The sequence below is a fragment of the Filimonas lacunae genome, assembly GCF_002355595.1.
In the GTDB taxonomy this organism is placed as follows: Bacteria; Bacteroidota; Bacteroidia; order Chitinophagales; family Chitinophagaceae; genus Filimonas; species Filimonas lacunae.
In genome coordinates, this window is record NZ_AP017422.1 from 5,412,356 (window position 1) to 5,429,707 (window position 17,352).

General features: G+C 43.4%; 16 protein-coding genes. 9 read left to right on the top strand and 7 right to left on the bottom strand.

All coding sequences use genetic code 11. The annotated features are described in order from the left end of the window. Positions 1-53 precede the first annotated feature (53 nt). Positions 54-2,252, top strand: coding sequence for a B12-binding domain-containing radical SAM protein (locus FLA_RS21325; RefSeq protein WP_076382250.1), 2,199 nt, complete (start codon positions 54-56; stop codon positions 2,250-2,252). A 4-nt stretch (positions 2,253-2,256) separates the two neighbouring features. Here FLA_RS21325 and FLA_RS21330 read toward each other — a convergent pair whose 3' ends face one another. Both FLA_RS21330 and FLA_RS21335 read right to left on the bottom strand, forming a co-directional pair. After that, positions 2,257-3,114: a PAS domain-containing protein gene (locus FLA_RS21330; RefSeq protein ID WP_076382251.1), complete on the bottom strand. Its 858-nt coding sequence runs from the start codon at positions 3,112-3,114 to the stop codon at positions 2,257-2,259. A gap of 37 nt (positions 3,115-3,151) precedes the next feature. Continuing rightward, entirely contained in the window at positions 3,152-3,952 is an 801-nt protein-coding gene (locus tag FLA_RS21335) for an alpha/beta fold hydrolase (protein ID WP_076382252.1), read from the bottom strand. Between the two features lie 140 nt (positions 3,953-4,092). Between FLA_RS21335 and FLA_RS21340 the strand changes: the two genes are divergently transcribed. The 7 genes from FLA_RS21340 (at position 4,093) to FLA_RS21370 (ending at position 10,963) form a co-directional block, all read left to right on the top strand. Next, positions 4,093-5,721, top strand: coding sequence for an acyl-CoA carboxylase subunit beta (locus tag FLA_RS21340; protein WP_076382253.1), 1,629 nt, complete (start codon positions 4,093-4,095; stop codon positions 5,719-5,721). A 36-nt stretch (positions 5,722-5,757) separates the two neighbouring features. Beyond that, positions 5,758-6,228, top strand: coding sequence for a ribonuclease HI (gene rnhA / locus FLA_RS21345; RefSeq protein ID WP_076382254.1), 471 nt, complete (start codon positions 5,758-5,760; stop codon positions 6,226-6,228). A gap of 334 nt (positions 6,229-6,562) precedes the next feature. Further along, positions 6,563-7,465 (top strand): hypothetical protein, encoded by a 903-nt coding sequence (locus tag FLA_RS21350; RefSeq protein ID WP_076382255.1) that lies wholly within the window; start codon positions 6,563-6,565, stop codon positions 7,463-7,465. A gap of 269 nt (positions 7,466-7,734) precedes the next feature. After that, a complete protein-coding gene (locus FLA_RS21355) occupies positions 7,735-8,679 on the top strand; it encodes a hypothetical protein (RefSeq protein WP_148666374.1) in 945 nt (314 codons plus the stop codon). Between the two features lie 70 nt (positions 8,680-8,749). Further along, positions 8,750-8,953: a cold-shock protein gene (locus FLA_RS21360; RefSeq protein ID WP_076382257.1), complete on the top strand. Its 204-nt coding sequence runs from the start codon at positions 8,750-8,752 to the stop codon at positions 8,951-8,953. A gap of 165 nt (positions 8,954-9,118) precedes the next feature. Continuing rightward, entirely contained in the window at positions 9,119-10,549 is a 1,431-nt protein-coding gene (locus FLA_RS21365) for an APC family permease (RefSeq protein ID WP_076382258.1), read from the top strand. 174 nt (positions 10,550-10,723) lie between these two features. After that, positions 10,724-10,963, top strand: a complete 240-nt coding sequence (locus FLA_RS21370; protein WP_076382259.1) for a hypothetical protein — start codon at positions 10,724-10,726, stop codon at positions 10,961-10,963. Between the two features lie 145 nt (positions 10,964-11,108). On the opposite strand, the gene FLA_RS21375 is transcribed toward FLA_RS21370, so the two are convergent. Further along, the gene (locus tag FLA_RS21375) at positions 11,109-13,646 is read right to left on the bottom strand and encodes an ATP-dependent Clp protease ATP-binding subunit (protein ID WP_076382260.1); all 2,538 of its coding nucleotides are present in this window, start codon (positions 13,644-13,646) and stop codon (positions 11,109-11,111) included. Positions 13,647-13,746: 100 nt separating this feature from the next. On the opposite strand from FLA_RS21375, the gene FLA_RS21380 reads away from it, so the two are divergent. Beyond that, a complete protein-coding gene (locus tag FLA_RS21380) occupies positions 13,747-14,166 on the top strand; it encodes an STAS domain-containing protein (RefSeq protein ID WP_231940303.1) in 420 nt (139 codons plus the stop codon). Between the two features lie 198 nt (positions 14,167-14,364). Here the strand turns inward: FLA_RS21380 and FLA_RS21385 are convergent, their stop codons facing one another. The 4 genes from FLA_RS21385 to pyrF are packed head-to-tail and all read right to left on the bottom strand — an operon-like array spanning position 14,365 to position 17,279. After that, complete coding sequence (locus tag FLA_RS21385; RefSeq protein ID WP_076382261.1) at positions 14,365-14,772, bottom strand: DUF423 domain-containing protein; 408 nt, start codon at positions 14,770-14,772, stop codon at positions 14,365-14,367. Beyond that, positions 14,765-15,271 (bottom strand): shikimate kinase, encoded by a 507-nt coding sequence (locus tag FLA_RS21390; protein WP_076382262.1) that lies wholly within the window; start codon positions 15,269-15,271, stop codon positions 14,765-14,767. The genes FLA_RS21385 and FLA_RS21390 overlap by 8 nt, the downstream gene beginning before the upstream one ends. A gap of 5 nt (positions 15,272-15,276) precedes the next feature. Then, complete coding sequence (locus FLA_RS21395; RefSeq protein WP_076382263.1) at positions 15,277-16,461, bottom strand: acyl-CoA dehydrogenase family protein; 1,185 nt, start codon at positions 16,459-16,461, stop codon at positions 15,277-15,279. Positions 16,462-16,472: 11 nt separating this feature from the next. After that, positions 16,473-17,279, bottom strand: a complete 807-nt coding sequence (gene pyrF, locus FLA_RS21400) for an orotidine-5'-phosphate decarboxylase (RefSeq protein WP_076382264.1) — start codon at positions 17,277-17,279, stop codon at positions 16,473-16,475. Positions 17,280-17,352: the final 73 nt, after the last annotated feature.

Genomic DNA, 17,352 nt, shown 5'->3' on the forward strand with positions numbered 1-17,352 from the left:
CCCTCTCTTTTTTGCCTATTTAAAGATATTTTTGCGGCTTAAATCACTAGAATTTGAGCGCTTCGGTTTTTCTGATCACGCCTCCGTTTACGCAGCTGAACACGCCGTACCCGGCCACCGCCTATCTGAAAGGTTTTTTGAACACAAAAAACATCTCTTCATTTCAGGCCGACCTGGGTATTGAGGTTACCTTGGCCTTATTCTCTCAAAAGGGCCTGCAACAGCTGTTTGAACAGGTGAACCAGCAAACCGGCACTTTATCGGACAATATTCGCCGTATCCTGGCCTTACAGGACGATTACCTGCAAACCATTGACGATGTGGTATTATTCTTACAAGGCAAAAATCCAACACTGGCGCACCTCATCAGCAAAAGGGATTTTTTACCGGAAGCCAGCCGTTTTGCCCAACTGGATGATTTAAACTGGGCTTTTGGCAGCATGGGCATACAGGACAAGGCAAAACATATTGCCACGATGTACCTGGAAGACCTCTCTGATCTGATCACTGAATGCGTGGACGCTCATTTTGGTTTTAGCCGCTATGCAGAACGCCTGGGACGCAGCGCCAACAGCTTTGACGAGCTGTACAGCGCCCTACAACAGGAACATACTTATATAGACCGTATACTGCTATCCCTCCTTTCTGAACGCATGCAAACCGTGCAACCTTCCCTGGTAGCCATTTCGGTTCCTTTTCCGGGCAACCTGTATGCATCATTACGTTGTGGACAATGGATTAAACAACATTACCCCGGTGTAAAAGTGGCCATGGGTGGCGGCTTTGCCAACACCGAACTGCGCTCACTTTCAGATGCACGGGTGTTTGAATTTTATGATTTTGTAACGCTGGATGATGGGGAAGCACCTTTTGAAAATCTGATACAGCATGTAAAAGGAGAGAAAACAGTAGAAGAGCTGAAACGCACTTTTACATTGGTAAACGGGCATGTCACTTACATCAACAATAAGGCCTGTAGCGATTACAAGCAAGGCCAGGTAGGCACTCCCGACTATAGCGACTTTTTATTGGACCAGTATATCAGTGCCATTGAGGTGGTAAACCCCATGCACAGTATGTGGAGCGATGGCCGCTGGAACAAGCTTACGATGGCGCATGGTTGCTATTGGGGCAAGTGTACCTTTTGCGATATTTCATTGGATTACATAAAGGTATATGAACCTATTGCCGCTTCATTGCTATGCGACCGGATGGAAGAGATTATCCGCCAGACCGGGCAAACCGGTTTTCACTTTGTAGATGAAGCAGCCCCTCCTGCCCTCATGCGTGCATTAGCCCTGGAGATCATCCGCCGTAAAATGACCGTTTCGTGGTGGACAAACGTACGCTTTGAAAAAAGCTTTACGCGCGATCTGTGTCTGCTGTTAAAAGCATCTGGCTGCATTGCTATTTCGGGCGGTTTAGAAGTGGCCAGTGACCGTTTGCTGGAGTTGATTCAGAAAGGTATTACAGTGGCTCAGGTAGCACGTGTAAACCGCAACTTCACAGAAGCTGGCATTATGGTACACGCTTACCTCATGTATGGCTTTCCTACACAAACAGAACAGGAAACCATAGACTCATTGGAAATGGTGCGGCAAATGTTTCAGGCCGGCATTTTACAAAGCGCCTTCTGGCACCAGTTTGCGATGACAGCACACAGCCCTGTGGGCCTGAATCCTGAGAAATTCGGCGTTAAAAAAGAATCTGATCTCATAGGCACCTTTGCCAATAATGATATAGTACATGTAGATCCTACCGGGGCCGATCATGATTCGTTTGGATATGGTTTAAAAAAATCATTGCTCAACTACATGCACGGCGCCTGCTTTGATTATCCCCTGCAAAAATGGTTTGAGTTTAAAGTGCCTAAAACAAAGGTGGCGCCCGACTTTATTACCAATGCCCTGCTAGAACCTGAGATCATCAATTTTAAACCCACTACCAAAGTAGTGTGGCTGGGCAAAAAGCCGCAGGTGGTAAACTTCACCAAAAGCAAAAAAGGCAATACCTGGGAAATGTCTACCCTTACATTTCAGGGCAAGAAAGACAGCATGGAGATAAGTGTAAACCAGCCACAAGGCATATGGCTGGCAGATATGTTGCAACAGCTTTCTTCTGCCAACATGAAAGTGCATACACTACAGGAAGTGAAAGACAGTTATGAAGCTGCCGGCCTGGAAGATTTTGAACTGTTTTGGGATAACAAACCGGTAAACACTTTACACAAGTATGGATTATTAAAACTATAATGCTTCAGAAAAAAAAGAGTGTAACATTATCAAACACCCATACTTTGCCAGAAAACTGAACTGTTTTCAAAGGCGTACAGCTAACGCTATACACCACTTTTTCAGGTTGCTCAAAACGCCATATCCAGTCTTTAATAGCACTACCAGGTTTAGCAAAAAAGGCAGCTGCCTGCTGGTTGATATCCGTAATGTTTGTGGCAGCGTTACGCCAGGCAGCCAATGCGCCCGCAAATTCACTGGGAGGTAATTCGCCCGACATAGGCAGCTTTAATAAACGTGCCGCCTGCTTGTTCACCCAACCGGTGTATCCATTATCATCAATAAATATCACCGCCTGCGACAGGCTTTCCAGTATAGCACTCAGGTAAGCATTGCTTCGCTGTAACGTTTCGGTGCGGCTGCTTTGCTCTAAAGCACTTTCCAATGCTTCTTTGATAATACGTGCACCTTCTGCAAAGCCAGCATCAAAGTGTTGCGGCTCGCTCCAGCCTAATACGATCACACCTGATTGCTGATGAAAATTAACCGGAATGATCACTGCGGAAGATAAAGCGGTAAGCAGCTCCTGAAATACGTTTTGCTTGGCAGGAATATCGGGCCAGGCAAATGGTTTGTTGAGATAAGCTTTTAATAATTCTTGTATAGGCGCTGGATTCAACACCAGCTCATCCAGAAAAGAGGGGGTAGTATATTTTACTTTAGCGGTTACCTTATCAGCAAACATTACCTGCATAGAGGCATAGGCACCGGTTAAATTACGCAGTAAAGTAATGCCTGCGGGCAAAAGGTCTTTACCATGTTTATCACTTTCCCTGGTGATACCGTTTACAAAGCTTGCAGCAAGAGCTTTCCAGTTAAGCACTGATAAATGTTGGTTGTGTTATAGGTTACGAAAATAATTACAGAAACTGCTGCATGGCCGAAATTACTTCGCCAGGCGAGCTCATATGCGGAAAATGTCCTTTTGAATTAATATTAGCCAGGCTACTACCCGGAATATGCTGATGCAGATAATTGGCTACATAAGCAGGTACGGCTATATCATCACTGGACTGCACAATCAAAGTTGGCTTTGAAGTTTTACCCAGATCATTGCGGTGGTCTGATTCAAAAATAGCCCGCGCTACCGCCAAACCTATATCCGGCCTGATGGCAGATAAAGTGCTGGCAAAAGCCTCTGCCAGTTGCGGACGATCGGGATTATTCATTGCCAAAGCCGAAAAACCACTGGCCCAGGCATAATAGTTATTGCTCATTGCCTGGTATAACCCTTCCAGATCCTCTTGTGCAAAACCTCCGATATAACCAGTCGCTTCCTCATTCAGATACCGTGGACTAGCCCCCAATAACACCAGCTTGCTAAAATATTCGGGGTTTCTGATAGAAGACAACATACCTACCATGCCACTAACAGAATGTCCTACAAAAATGACATCTTTCAAATGTAAATAATTGCATATATCCAGCAGATCGGCCACATAGCCATTGAGCGTACTGTAACGCTCAGAACTATAAGCCGCCGGATCAGCATTTCCACCACCCACATTGTCATACAGGATCACCCTGTAATCTTTACCAAAAAACTGTACTAACTGGTTAAAAGATGTTTGATCTACACCAAAGCCATGGCCGAAAAGCATTGTTTGCGTTGCGCTGTCGTTGCCAAATACTTTGATATTATTCCGTTGTATTACATCCATTTTCTAGCGTGTTGGTCATGAATAGAGGTTGCTAAAGTACATATAACTGATTGGCAACTACTTAAAATGAGATTCAAATACCCTTAAAATAACTGTAAATTTATCCGGCCAGCATATTTTTTGGTTCTAACGATACATTTATGACCATACAATTTAACCGGAACGAAGATTGGATGCGTCTGTTACTGAGTGAAATGAAACAGCAGACAGGACGCATTAAACAGGGTGGTGGTAAAAAAGCCATTGAAAAACAAAAAGAGCGCAACAAACTTACTGCGCGGGAACGTATTGATTACCTGATTGATAAGGGTAGCCGTTTTACAGAACTGGGGCTTTTTGCCGGCTTCCAGATGTATGAAGAACATGGGGGTTGCCCCGCCGGCGGCACCGTAGCTGGTTTAGGCTATGTCAGCGGCCGGCAATGCGTGATAGTGGCCAACGATCAAACAGTAAAAGCAGGCGCCTGGTTTCCCATCACCGGCAAAAAAAACCTGCGCCTGCAGGAAATTGCCATGGAAAACCGCCTACCGGTTATTTACCTGGTAGACAGTGCCGGGGTATACCTGCCCATGCAGGATGAAATTTTTCCGGACAAAGAACATTTTGGACGCATTTTTCGCAATAACGCGCAAATGAGCGCCATGGGCATTACACAAATTGCAGCTGTAATGGGTCCCTGCGTAGCCGGGGGAGCCTATTTGCCCATTATGAGCGATGAAACACTAATGGTAGAAGGCAACGGCAGCATTTTTTTAGCCGGTCCCTACCTGGTAAAAGCAGCCGTTGGCGAAGAAGTCGATGCCGAAACACTGGGCGGCGCCGCCACACACACTGAAATAAGCGGCATTGCCGATTATCGCTTTACCACGGAAGAAGAATGTCTTGACCATATTAAAAAACTGGTAAGTAAAATAGGACACTCCCCCACTGCCGGGTTTGACCGTATTGCAGCAGTAGCTCCTGTCAAAAGCCCCGACGAGTTGTATGGCATTATCCCCGAAGGCAACAGTAAACCCTATAACGTGGTAGACCTGATTGAGCGATTGGTGGACAACAGTGAATTTGACGAGTTTAAAAAAGAATATGGCCAAACCATTGTATGTGGCTATGCCCGTATTGAAGGCTGGGCCGTAGGCATTGTAGCCAACCAACGCCTGGTGATCAAAAATAAAAAAGGCGAAATGCAGATGGGTGGCGTTATTTATAACGACAGCGCCGATAAGGCTGCCCGCTTTATATTAAACTGCAACCAGAAAAGAATACCCCTGGTGTTTTTACAGGATGTAACCGGCTTTATGGTAGGCACCCGTAGCGAACATTCAGGCATTATTAAAGATGGGGCCAAACTGGTGAACGCAGTAGCCAACAGTGTAGTGCCTAAAATCACTATCATCACCGGCAACAGCTTTGGCGCCGGCAACTATGCCATGTGTGGCAAAGCCTACGACCCACGTTTTATTTATGCGTGGCCCAGTGCTAAAATAGCAGTGATGGGAGGCGATCAGGCAGCTAAAACATTGTTACAGATACAGGTGGCCAGCCTTAAAAGCCAGGGAAAAACCATTACAGCTGAGGAAGAGCAGGAGTTATTGCAAACCATTAAAAACCGTTACAACAGCCAAACCAGCCCCTACTATGCAGCAGCAAGGCTATGGGTGGATGAAATTATTGACCCGGCCGATACGCGAAAAGTAATCAGCGAAGGCATTGCAGCAGCAAATCACAACCCGGTAATAAATGATTTGAAGCTGGGCGTTTTTCAGGTATGATAATGTGCTTACTTTGCAGCCCGAAAATTTGCATACATGTCTGAAGGCCATCAACTGATTATTTATACCGACGGAGCATCCAGGGGCAACCCCGGACCGGGCGGGTATGGAGCTATTTTAATGTGGGGTGAGAAAGTAAAAGAACTTTCTGCCGGCTACCGTCGCACCACCAATAACCGGATGGAGCTGTTGGCCGTAATAGTTGCATTGGAAGCCCTTACTAAAAAAGGCGTAGCACTTACCGTTTTTACCGATAGCCAATATGTAGTAAACAGCATCGAAAAAAAATGGGTAGATGGCTGGATTAAAAACGATTTTAAAGGTGGCAAAAAAAACAAGGATCTGTGGACACGTTTCTATAAACTGTCTAAAGACTTTAACATTAAAATGCGTTGGGTGAAAGGCCATGCCGATAACCCTTACAATAACCGTTGCGACCAACTGGCCACACAGGCTGCCGATGGCAAAAACCTGCTGGTAGATGTAGGCTACGAAGCGGAGAATTAACGCAATACCTTCTTTAAAAACTCCTGAAACACACTATGGTTTCCAGGAGTTTTTTTTATTACAAGCCCTGCCTACGCTATATAATATTTTCACTACAACCTCACCGGGAACACAGCTGCAGAAAGCAGGAACATCAATACATCATTTTTATTATACTTTATTCTGCGCCTATATCACCTTCAACTTTTTTCAGCATTTCTTTTTGTCGAATGCTATAATTTACTATCTTTCTTATCTATTAACAGCCACAGGCTGTTTCCCGATCCAATCTTCTCTGTTAAACCCTTGCAGCGTATATGCTGCACGCTTTTCCTATTTATAACTAGTCAATGCTATGATTAACAGAGCACATACACCAGTACAATGGCGAACGTTAACCGTACTGGAAATATTTGTAAGGGATATAATAACCAATTCCTCCCCCCTTCCTCCGGAATCGGTGGGTCAAAATGTAAGTTTATTGAATAAACCACTGATTGAAGATTTTCGTGCATCCATTGAGTCCATCACAGAGCACGATGATATGATGCAACTAATGCATCAATACCTGGAAGCTATTCGTAAAATCAGCGACGATTTATACAAGTATAAAAAGCTTATTCAAAGAAAATTTAAAGGAAAGGCAGCCGTTATCGAAGCCATTCATCAAAACCTGATGGTAATGATTATGATGATGGCTTATCACTGGCCACGTTTTGATCCGCTTGCCGGCCGCGTGCACCTGGCTGTTATAGCCAGCGATATGAAAGCGAACCGTCATAAATGGCACTCCATACACCAGCAACTGGTAGCACGCATCATTGACCCGGAAATAAAGCTGGTAGCAATGAACATGGTAAGAGAATGCCGCCCTTCACTGGATAATGAATTATGCTGGCGCAGATTAATGTATAACAATCATTTACTGGATAAGCTGCAAACCCTGTTGGCTACCGTTGACCGTAACATTCCTGTGGATGAAGTTTTCACCGACTCGCTGCTGTATTGGGAATATTATGATGAGGAATTTATTTGTTATTACATAGAGCATATTGAAAACAGCATTGCTAATGCTGACAGTTACCAGGATAAAAAAGAACTACTTACCCACTTTTATAATAAAACAGACCTGATGCAACCTACTGAACCAGCTTTTTGCTTTCACATTGCAACAGACGAAAACGATAGCTTACCCCCTATCAAAGATTTTATATTACAGGTATTGGATTTTCATTCGGAAGCCATTGAAAATTTCTGATACAATTATGATCCTGCTCTCCTAATAACCGGCTGACATTGATATTATTTTATCTCCTGAGCCAACCAGGCTACTACTCATTTTTAGTAGAAAGCCCCTATTGGGGGCAAAATACTTATCCCCATTTCTTTTAATAAGTTTTTTTTAGTTAACTTAGCCCTCCGCAGTAATCACCGTAAGGCATTATTGCTCTATCTCCCCTCAAAAAGCCATTTTACATAACTTTTTTATTGGTAACCAAAACGTATTTGTACCTGTTTATGTATAACATGGAATATTTTTTCGACGAAACCCAATGCCCATCACTGATGCGGTTACATTGTCTGGCTGAAAAAATAACGGGGCCGGAAAAAATGTGTTTAGGCCTGCAAACCCTGGTAGAATTTAAAGAAGTACGTCAGAATATAGTAAAAGAATTAGGTGGTTATATAGCTGCACAGCAAATAGCCCAGCCGGCTGCTATTGTTAACCAATACCTGAAAAGTATTACACGCAGTTCGGACAAGCTACATCATTATAGCATGCTTATCAAAAAGCATGTACCCCAGAAAATTACTTTTCTAGGTAACATTACAGATAATCTTAGCCATACCATTACTACCATCATTTCCAAATGGCCTTCCTGCAATTACCTTCAGTTAAAAGTGCCTGCTGCTTTTTCATATAAAAAAATGCGCAACCTCACTCCACGCTGGCTTTGGGTACAGCAGCGCATGAGCCAGATGATTACACAGGATGAGTTGTATGCAGTGATGCGCACACTGGTAAGAAAATGCAAGCCTGAAAAGCATACCCGCATTAGCTGGCAACGTTTTTTATATACAGAAGACCTGTTAAAGAACCTGGAAGATCTGCTGCGTAAGCACCAAAGCAGCATCACCTTTGAAGATGCCTTTATTGAGCTGCTGGTGTCTATGGATTATAACGAAAAGGACTTCCTGTCTTTCTATACCTGCCATATTGAAGAAAGCATTAAAAGCGCCGCCAGCTTTTATGATAAAAAGAACGTGCTGAATGCCTATTTCGACAAACTGGAAAAACTGCCCGCCAGCGTTATTCCTTTTACGCCATTGCACCCCAGCCCGCACACAAAAGAGCACCTTCCGTTAAAAGGAAGGCTTTTGCAGGAATTGACCACACACACTTCCGTCATACACCAAAAACAGCTACTTATCGAGCACGAAATGAGACAGTTAATTTGGAAAAATAATTAAACCTCCATTTTATGAACCGTTCTGCGCGTTAAACACTATCTTGTACCTAATTTTATACATCAATACAATTATGAGCACAAAAATTCAAGGAACTGTAAAGTTCTTTAATGACGAAAAGAGATTTGGGTTTATCAAGCATAACGATTCAGAAAAAGAAACTTTCGTACATTCTAATGGTTTAATTGATCAGATTAAGCAGAACGACGTAGTTGAATTTGATATAGAGCAAGGCAAGAAAGGGCCGAACGCAGTTAACGTAAAGGTGATTGGTTAGCCACAAACTCTTTAAATTGTTTGAAGCCGTTGCATAGCAACGGCTTTTTTTATGCGCTTAACATTCAAGACAATATTGGGCTACAAAGGGATAAAAATGGTGTAGACAAGCGTGATTCTCATTGCTAGCTTTAAACTCAACACAAACTGCAAACTATTTGAGAATATGACACAACACGCTTCTTCTTTCAAACCTTCTCTTTCTTTACTGGATGCCACCATGCTGGTAGCGGGTAGTATGATTGGTTCGGGCATTTTTATAGTGAGCGCCGATATCACCCGAAACACAGGCAGCGCAGGCTGGCTGATGCTTACCTGGATTATTACCGGTTTTATGACCATTATTGCTGCATTAAGCTATGGAGAACTCAGTGGCATGTATCCGAAAGCAGGCGGACAATATGTATATCTGAAAGAAGCGTACAACCCACTTACCGCCTTTTTGTATGGCTGGAGTTTTTTTGCCGTGATTCAAACTGCTACCATAGCCGCAGTGGGCGTGGCCTTTGCCAAATTTGCCGCTTACCTGGTACCCGCCTTAAGTGAAGATCATATTGTGCTGCAGGCTGGCAATTTTAAAATAGCCGCTGCACAGCTGGTATCCATTGTGGTAATTGTGTTTCTTACCTGGCTCAATACCCGTGGGGTAAAAACAGGTAAAACACTGCAAACCTTTTTTACGCTGACGAAGCTGGTAAGCATTTTCGGGCTTATCATTTTTGGCTTTTTAGCCACCAATTCCGGCGTACTCAAAAGTAACTGGACCAACGCTTTTACCCTGCAAAAAATGGCACCTGATGGCTCGCTTTCTTCTTATACCACCATTGTTGCCCTGGGCGCTATTGCTTCCGCTATGGTGGGTTCTATTTTCAGCAGCGACTCGTGGCATAACGTGGCCTTTATTGCAGGCGAAGTAAAAAATCCCAAACGCAATATCGGCTTAAGCTTGTTTCTGGGCACCCTCATTGTTACGCTTATTTACCTGCTTACCAATATCATGTACACAGCAGTATTACCGTTACAGCAAATTGCTGCTGCCGATAAAGACCGGGTTGCCGTTTCGGCCGCACAGGTCATTTTTGCACAGTACGGCACCATGATTATGGCGCTACTGATTATGGTATCTACTTTCGGCTGCAACAATGGTTTAATAATGGCTGGTGCACGGGTATATCATACCATGGCATCGGACGGCCTTTTCTTTAAAAAAGCCGGCAATTTAAACCAGCAGGCGGTGCCCGGCTTTGCATTGTGGATTCAGTGCGCGTTTGCCTGTGGCTGGAGCCTTAGCGGTAAATACGGCGATTTGCTGGATATGATTTCATTTGTGGTAGTAGTGTTTTATATGCTTACCATTGCAGGTATTTTTATTTTACGCAAAAAGCAGCCTGCGGCTGAACGTCCTTATAAAGCCTTTGGTTACCCCGTGTTACCGGTAATCTATATTATCATGGGCCTGGCTTTTTGCCTGTTGCTGATAGCTTATAAGCCCACTTACACCTGGCCAGGATTGCTGATAACCCTTTCGGGCATTCCTATTTACTATTTTGCCATCCATGCTAAAAAGAAAGCAGCCTCTGCTCTGCCAGTCCTTTAACTGATTCAATTACAGTCACTTTTGCAAGTGCCAATGCTAAAATAGGTTAGCATTGGCGCTACGGTTAAAAAGGTTTAAGCCTATTTAATGGGTTATCAACATTCTTTTAAGTGGTTTTAAACCCCCTATTGTGCAGATGTGGCGTAATCTTGTACTGTAATTAAACAGCTACATATGCCAAACGAAATATTGCTGGTTCAATACAACAACAACACCAGCACACAGAACCTGGAATTGGAAGCAAGACGAATCAATGACATCACTGCATTCGCTTCATCGTTTTTCATGTTTCGTAACGCGTACGAAATTTTCGATATGCGCAAGCATAAAAAAATTACCAGTCGCAAAAGAAGTTTCGATTTGTACCAGGCAGCTGAACTACCGGCTTTCCATTTTATTATGGGAATGAACTAATACAACAGAAGATTACTCCACCATATTTGGTGCTTTGTTCATAGGATTTTTGATTTTTTCATAGTTATAGATTGGTTGGTTTATTAAAGAAAAAATCCCGCTTTTCCAAGCGGGATTTATCTTTTATGGATGTTTGCTCCTCTGATTATTTGACGTCTGCAGCTTCTTCTTTCCTTCTGCCCAGTTCAAAAACAATCTTATTGTTTTCTTTATCCAGGTTGGCTATTAACACATCACCCTGCTTCACATTCATATTCAGAATTTCTTCTGCCAATGGATCTTCCAGGTATTTCTGAATAGCTCTGTGCAGCGGACGCGCACCAAACTGAACATCATAACCTTTATCGGCAATGAAGTCTTTCGCTTCAGGCGTAATTTCCAGTGTAAAGCCTAATGTGGTCAGGCGTTTTAACACACCTTGCATCAGGATATCGATAATCTGGAAGATATTGTCTTTGCTCAGTGAGTTAAAGATCACCACATCATCTATACGGTTCAGGAACTCTGGAGAGAATGTACGTTTCAGTGCTTTTTCAATCACTGCTTTGTTGTTCTCATCCTGACTTTGAACGCGGGCAGCAGTAGCAAAACCTACACCATCACCAAACTCTTTCAACTGGCGTACACCAATGTTAGAGGTCATAATGATCAATGTGTTTTTGAAATCTACCTTTCTGCCTAAACCATCTGTTAACTGGCCATCGTCCAGCACCTGTAACAGAATGTTATAGATATCCGGGTGTGCTTTTTCAATTTCATCCAGCAGAATTACGCTATAAGGCTTACGACGTACTTTTTCAGTAAGCTGACCACCTTCTTCATAACCTACATATCCGGGAGGCGCACCTATTAAACGGCTTACAGTAAATTTCTCCATGTATTCACTCATATCAATACGCACCAGCGCATCTTCTGAGTCGAACATATAGCGGGCCAGTGAACGGGCTAACTCTGTTTTACCCACACCGGTTGGTCCCAAGAAAATGAAAGTACCAATGGGCTTTTTAGGATCTTTCAAACCTACCCTGTTACGCTGAATGGCTTTCACCACTTTAGAGATCGCATCTTCCTGGCCTATTACCATACCTCTCATATCGTCAGACATCTTGCGCAGTTTCTCGCTTTCAGCCTGAACCATACGTTTAACAGGAATACCAGTCATCATGCTTACCACTTCTGCGATGTTCTCTTCATCAATAGGGTAACGCTTGTGTTTGCTTTCTTCTTCCCAGATACCTTTCGCTTTTTCCAGGTCTTCGCCCAGGCGCTTTTCCGTATCACGCAGTGCAGCAGCCTCTTCAAAACGCTGACTTTTTACCACTTTGTTCTTTTCCTGTTTGATTTCTTCAATCTGTTTTTCCAGGTCAAGAATATTTTGTGGTACGTTGATGTTTTTGAGGTGAACGCGTGCGCCCACTTCATCCATTACATCAATTGCTTTATCAGGTAACAAACGGTCGGTCATATAACGATCGCTCAACTTCACACAAGCTTCAATTGCTTCGTCGTTATAAGCTACGTTGTGATACTCTTCGTATTTGCTTTTGATGTTGGTTAAAATCTGGATGGTTTCGTCCACGGTTGGTGGGTCTACCATTACTTTCTGGAAACGACGGTCTAATGCACCATCTTTTTCAATGTACATGCGGTATTCATCCAGTGTGGAAGCACCAATACATTGCAGTTCGCCACGAGCCAGCGCTGGTTTAAAAATGTTGCTGGCGTCTAATGATCCGCTGGCACCACCTGCCCCTACGATGGTATGAATTTCGTCAATGAACAGAATTACATCCCTGTTTTTTTCCAGTTCATTCATGATCGCTTTCATACGCTCTTCAAACTGGCCACGGTATTTGGTACCTGCCACCAGGGCTGCCAGGTCTAAAGAGATAACCCTTTTATCAAACAATACACGGCTTACCTTACGTTGTACTATACGCAGGGCCAGGCCTTCTACGATAGCAGTTTTACCCACACCAGGTTCACCGATGAGTATAGGGTTATTCTTTTTACGACGTGATAAAATCTGAGAAACCCTTTCAATTTCTTCCTCACGGCCTACAATCGGGTCTAATGCCCCTGTTTCGGCCAGCTTGGTGATATCGCGCCCAAAGTTATCCAGCACCGGAGTTTTGCTTTTAACATTGCCCGGTTGTTTGCTGCGTTGTTGTGAGGAAGAGAAACTTCTTTTTTCGTCTTCGAATTCGTCGTCATTGTCTTCCGTATACTCGCTACGGGGATCGTTGCTTCTTACCATACCTAATTCAGTTTTAAAAATGTCATAATCAACATCAAACTGGCTCAGAATCTGAGTAGCTATGTTCTCTTTATTCTTCAGTATAGAAAGCATCAGGTGCTCTGTTTCCACCAATGGACTTTTTAGCGCCTTTGCCTCTAAAACGGTTACGCGTATCACCTTTTCGGCCTGCTTGGTTAATGGCAGACTATTGATGTTGGCAATATTTTTACCGGTTTTGTCTTTAACAGCTAGTTCTACCTCTTTTCTAAGTTCATACAAATCAACATTCAGCTGTTTTAGAATCTTAATAGCTGTATTTTCGCCTTCCCGAATTAAACCTAATAATAAATGCTCGGTACCAATAAAATCATTCCCCAGCCTAAGTGCTTCCTCTCTGCTAAACGAAATGATCTCCTTTACCTGGGCTGAAAAGTTATTATCCATGATAAAATAATTATGTTAATTAGCGGTGATACAATTATAACGAATATTTTTGAGCCTTGACACGCTGCTTTTGTGCACCCCGTGTTAATCATTTAATAATATGAATATGCAGGTCAAAATTGATACCAAGGAAAAATTTACAGTTATTACGCCTGTAGACCCTGTGTTATATGACAATTTAGCAGAATCGGCTACCCAAATGCTTTTGCCTTACCTGCAAAAAGACATAAAAAACATTGTACTTAACCTGAAAGAGGTAAAGCACATGGAAGCAGATTTTGCTGGTACGCTGGCTTCATTGCAACAAAAATTTTACGAGTACAACGTTTCTTTTGTGATTTGTTGCCTGAACGAAAAAATGGAAGACTTTCTGGAAGAACTGGAAATACTGGAATTTTTAAATGCAGCACCTACTGAAACAGAAGCCTGGGATATTGTTCAGATGGAAGAAATTGAACGTGAATTGCTGGACGACAGCGAGCCACTGTTTAATGATCACAGGGAAAAAGACAGGGATTAATACTGAAAAAGGAATAAAACCAACAAATGAGGAACAAAATTGCAGGTAAAGCAACTCCCTATCTGCAATTAGCGAGAAAAACCAATAAAACTACCACTACAACAATGACCAGAGTTAAAAATAGCGCCAATCAAAAAGACCTTCAACATAGTAGTTTATTCACCAATACGTCAAAGGTCCTTTCTGATCGTACCATTTTTAATCTTTATGCTCCATTACTCCCTTTGCCAGCAGTAACCAGCCGGCAATAAAAAATAAGCCGCCTACAGGCGTTACAGGACCAATCACTTTGCCTATTGCAGGTAATGGCCCTCCTTCAGAAGCAGCAGTTAACCACGTAAGCACATACAATGATCCGCTAAATAAGATAATTCCTAATACGAATAAAGTTCCTGCATATTGCAACCACTTATTGGGGAACTCTTTCCACGCTAGTGCCGTAATCAATAAGGCAAAAACGTGGTAAAACTGGTATTTTACTCCGGTTTCAAAAATAGCCAATGCAGGTGCGGGAACTATTTCTTTAAGCTTATGCGCTCCAAATGCTCCCAAAATAACTGCCAGCGCCCCTAAAAAAGCCGCTAGTTTAAAAAATGGCTTATGCATGCTGTTTTACAATTTTTAAAAGGGCAGCTTCTGTAATTCCCTCTCCCTTCAGGTGATACTGTGCCTGGCTGTAGTATTGTGTTCTTTCAGCCAGTCGTTTCTGAAACAATTGCAGAATTTCATCATCAGACAATCCCTGAATAGCCGGGCGATGCTCTATTTGTTGTTTGGCGCGATCTACTAATGTTTCCACCGGCTCATCAATCCAGATAGTCACCCCTTCTTTATTCATCCATTGGATATTATTCGAAAAACAAGGAGTGCCACCACCGGTAGCCAACACATAAGCTTTCTTTTCACCAAACCAACGCAACACTTTCGCTTCTGCTTTACGGAAATGATCTTCGCCGTCTTCTGCAAAAATTTCTGTAATCGTTTTCTCTTCGCTGGTTTCTACCAGGTAATCCAGGTCGTAACAACCGGTTTTTACTTTTTTAGACAGGTATTTTGCCCAATGGCTTTTTCCGGTACCCATCATTCCAATTAAAAATAACTTCATCCTCTTTATTTAAACGCATTCAATCCTGTTACGTCCATGCCGGTAATCAGCAAATGAACATCGTGCGTGCCCTCATAGGTTATTACACTTTCCAGGTTCATCATGTGTCGCATAACACTGTATTCCCCCGTTATACCCATGCCCCCCAGCATTTGCCGGGCGTCGCGTGCAATATTAGTAGCTATTTCGCAACTGTTTCTTTTAGCCATGCTTACCTGTGCCGGTGTGGCGGCGCCTTTATCCATCAGCACACCCAACCTCCATACCAGCAGCTGCGCTTTGGTAATTTCAGTGATCATTTCAGCCAGCTTTTTCTGCTGTAACTGAAATCCGCCAATAGCCCTGTCAAACTGAACACGCTCTTTGGAATAACGTAAAGCAGTATCGTAGCAGTCCATAGCAGCCCCCAATGCCCCCCAGGCAATGCCATAACGGGCTTTGGATAAACAGCTTAAAGGGCCTTTCATGCCTTTTACACCGGGCAGTATGTTTTGCTTAGGCACTTTAACATTATCAAACACCAGTTCACCGGTAGCGCTGGCACGCAGGCTCCACTTACCATGTGTAGTAGGCGTGGAAAAACCTTCCATTCCCCTTTCTACAATCACCCCTCTTATATCTCCCTGCTCATCTTTAGCCCACACCACAGCCACCTGTGCAAATGGCGCATTACTGATCCACATTTTAGCACCGTTGAGTATAATATGGTCGCCTGCCTCTTTAAAACTGGTAACCATACCGGCAGGGTTGCTGCCGTGATCGGGTTCGGTTAAGCCAAAACATCCCAGCCATTCGCCACTGGCCAGTTTAGGCAGGTATTTCTTTTTATGTTCTTCGCTGCCATAGGCATAAATAGGAAACATCACCAGCGAGCCCTGCACGCTGGCAGTACTGCGCACACCGCTATCGCCACGTTCCAGCTCCTGCATCATTAAACCATAACTAATATAGTCTAACCCGCCACCTCCATATTCCTGCGGAACAGTGGGACCAAAACATCCCAGCTCTCCCAACTGCTTTACTATCTGTTCGGGAAATGCTGCACGCTGCGCATAGTCTTCTATGATAGGGGAGATTTCCTTTTTTACATAAGTGCGCACGGTGTCACGTATCAGCTTTTGCTCTTCGGTAAAAAGCTCATCCAGCTGGTAGTAATCGGGCGATTGAAATAAGTCTGTACGGGCAGCCATCGTATATAGGTTTATTTGTTCAGGTATAACGCCATTTCCTGCTGGTATTCTTCCGATACCTGTTGTGCACGAACGGCAAAGTCTTCTCCACTGCTGGCATAGATAACAGCACGGCTGGCATTTACCAGTAAACCGCATTGTGCATTCATGCCATAGGAAGATACTTCTTTTAAACTACCGCCCTGTGCGCCCACACCCGGAACCAGTAAAAAATGTTCAGGAACAATGTTGCGGATATTAGCCAGTTCAGAAGCCTGGGTGGCCCCTACCACAAACATCAGGTTATCGGATGTTCCCCAGCTGCTTACAGTTCGCAATACTTTTTCATACAACTTTTCGCCACCGGCCTGTTGCAGTTCAAAATCTTCTGCGCCTTTGTTAGAAGTCAATCCCAACACAATAGCCACCTTGTTTTCGTATTCCAGGAAAGGACGTACACTGTCTTCCCCCATATAAGGTGCTACCGTAACAGCATCAAAAGGTAAGGTTTCGAAAAAAGTGCGTGCGTATTGGGCTGAGGTGTTGCCAATATCCCCTCTTTTGGCATCGGCAATGGTAAAATGGGTATCAGGTATGTAATGCAATGTTTTTTCCATGGCTTCCCACCCCTTCAATCCCATGCTTTCGTAAAAAGCAGTGTTGATTTTATAGCTTACACAAGATGCTTTGGTAGCATCAATAATCGCTTTATTAAATAAAAAAACACCATCAGGATGCTGTTTCAGGTGTGCAGGTAATTTAGAGATATCTGTATCCAGGCCAACACAGAGATACGATTTGGACGACTGTATGGCTGCAACCAGCTGTTGTTTGTTCATTTTATTGTACGCGGTTATAGTATGTTTAACAATGCTTCTTGCCTAAGCGCCCAAGCACCCGAACAAGAAGCAT

Bases quoted from the DNA above. Each gene is read 5' to 3' on its own strand.
- FLA_RS21375 (WP_076382260.1), bottom strand. From the start codon at position 13,646: ATGGATAATAACTTTTCAGCCCAGGTAAAGGAGATCATTTCGTTTAGC.
- FLA_RS21340 (WP_076382253.1), top strand. From the start codon at position 4,093: ATGACCATACAATTTAACCGGAACGAAGATTGGATGCGTCTGTTACTG.
- rnhA (WP_076382254.1), top strand. From the start codon at position 5,758: ATGTCTGAAGGCCATCAACTGATTATTTATACCGACGGAGCATCCAGG.
- FLA_RS21380 (WP_231940303.1), top strand. From the start codon at position 13,747: ATGAATATGCAGGTCAAAATTGATACCAAGGAAAAATTTACAGTTATT.
- FLA_RS21370 (WP_076382259.1), top strand. From the start codon at position 10,724: ATGCCAAACGAAATATTGCTGGTTCAATACAACAACAACACCAGCACA.
- FLA_RS21365 (WP_076382258.1), top strand. From the start codon at position 9,119: ATGACACAACACGCTTCTTCTTTCAAACCTTCTCTTTCTTTACTGGAT.
- FLA_RS21385 (WP_076382261.1), bottom strand. From the start codon at position 14,772: ATGCATAAGCCATTTTTTAAACTAGCGGCTTTTTTAGGGGCGCTGGCA.
- pyrF (WP_076382264.1), bottom strand. From the start codon at position 17,279: ATGAACAAACAACAGCTGGTTGCAGCCATACAGTCGTCCAAATCGTAT.
- FLA_RS21360 (WP_076382257.1), top strand. From the start codon at position 8,750: ATGAGCACAAAAATTCAAGGAACTGTAAAGTTCTTTAATGACGAAAAG.
- FLA_RS21355 (WP_148666374.1), top strand. From the start codon at position 7,735: ATGGAATATTTTTTCGACGAAACCCAATGCCCATCACTGATGCGGTTA.
- FLA_RS21390 (WP_076382262.1), bottom strand. From the start codon at position 15,271: ATGAAGTTATTTTTAATTGGAATGATGGGTACCGGAAAAAGCCATTGG.
- FLA_RS21335 (WP_076382252.1), bottom strand. From the start codon at position 3,952: ATGGATGTAATACAACGGAATAATATCAAAGTATTTGGCAACGACAGC.
- FLA_RS21395 (WP_076382263.1), bottom strand. From the start codon at position 16,461: ATGGCTGCCCGTACAGACTTATTTCAATCGCCCGATTACTACCAGCTG.
- FLA_RS21350 (WP_076382255.1), top strand. From the start codon at position 6,563: ATGATTAACAGAGCACATACACCAGTACAATGGCGAACGTTAACCGTA.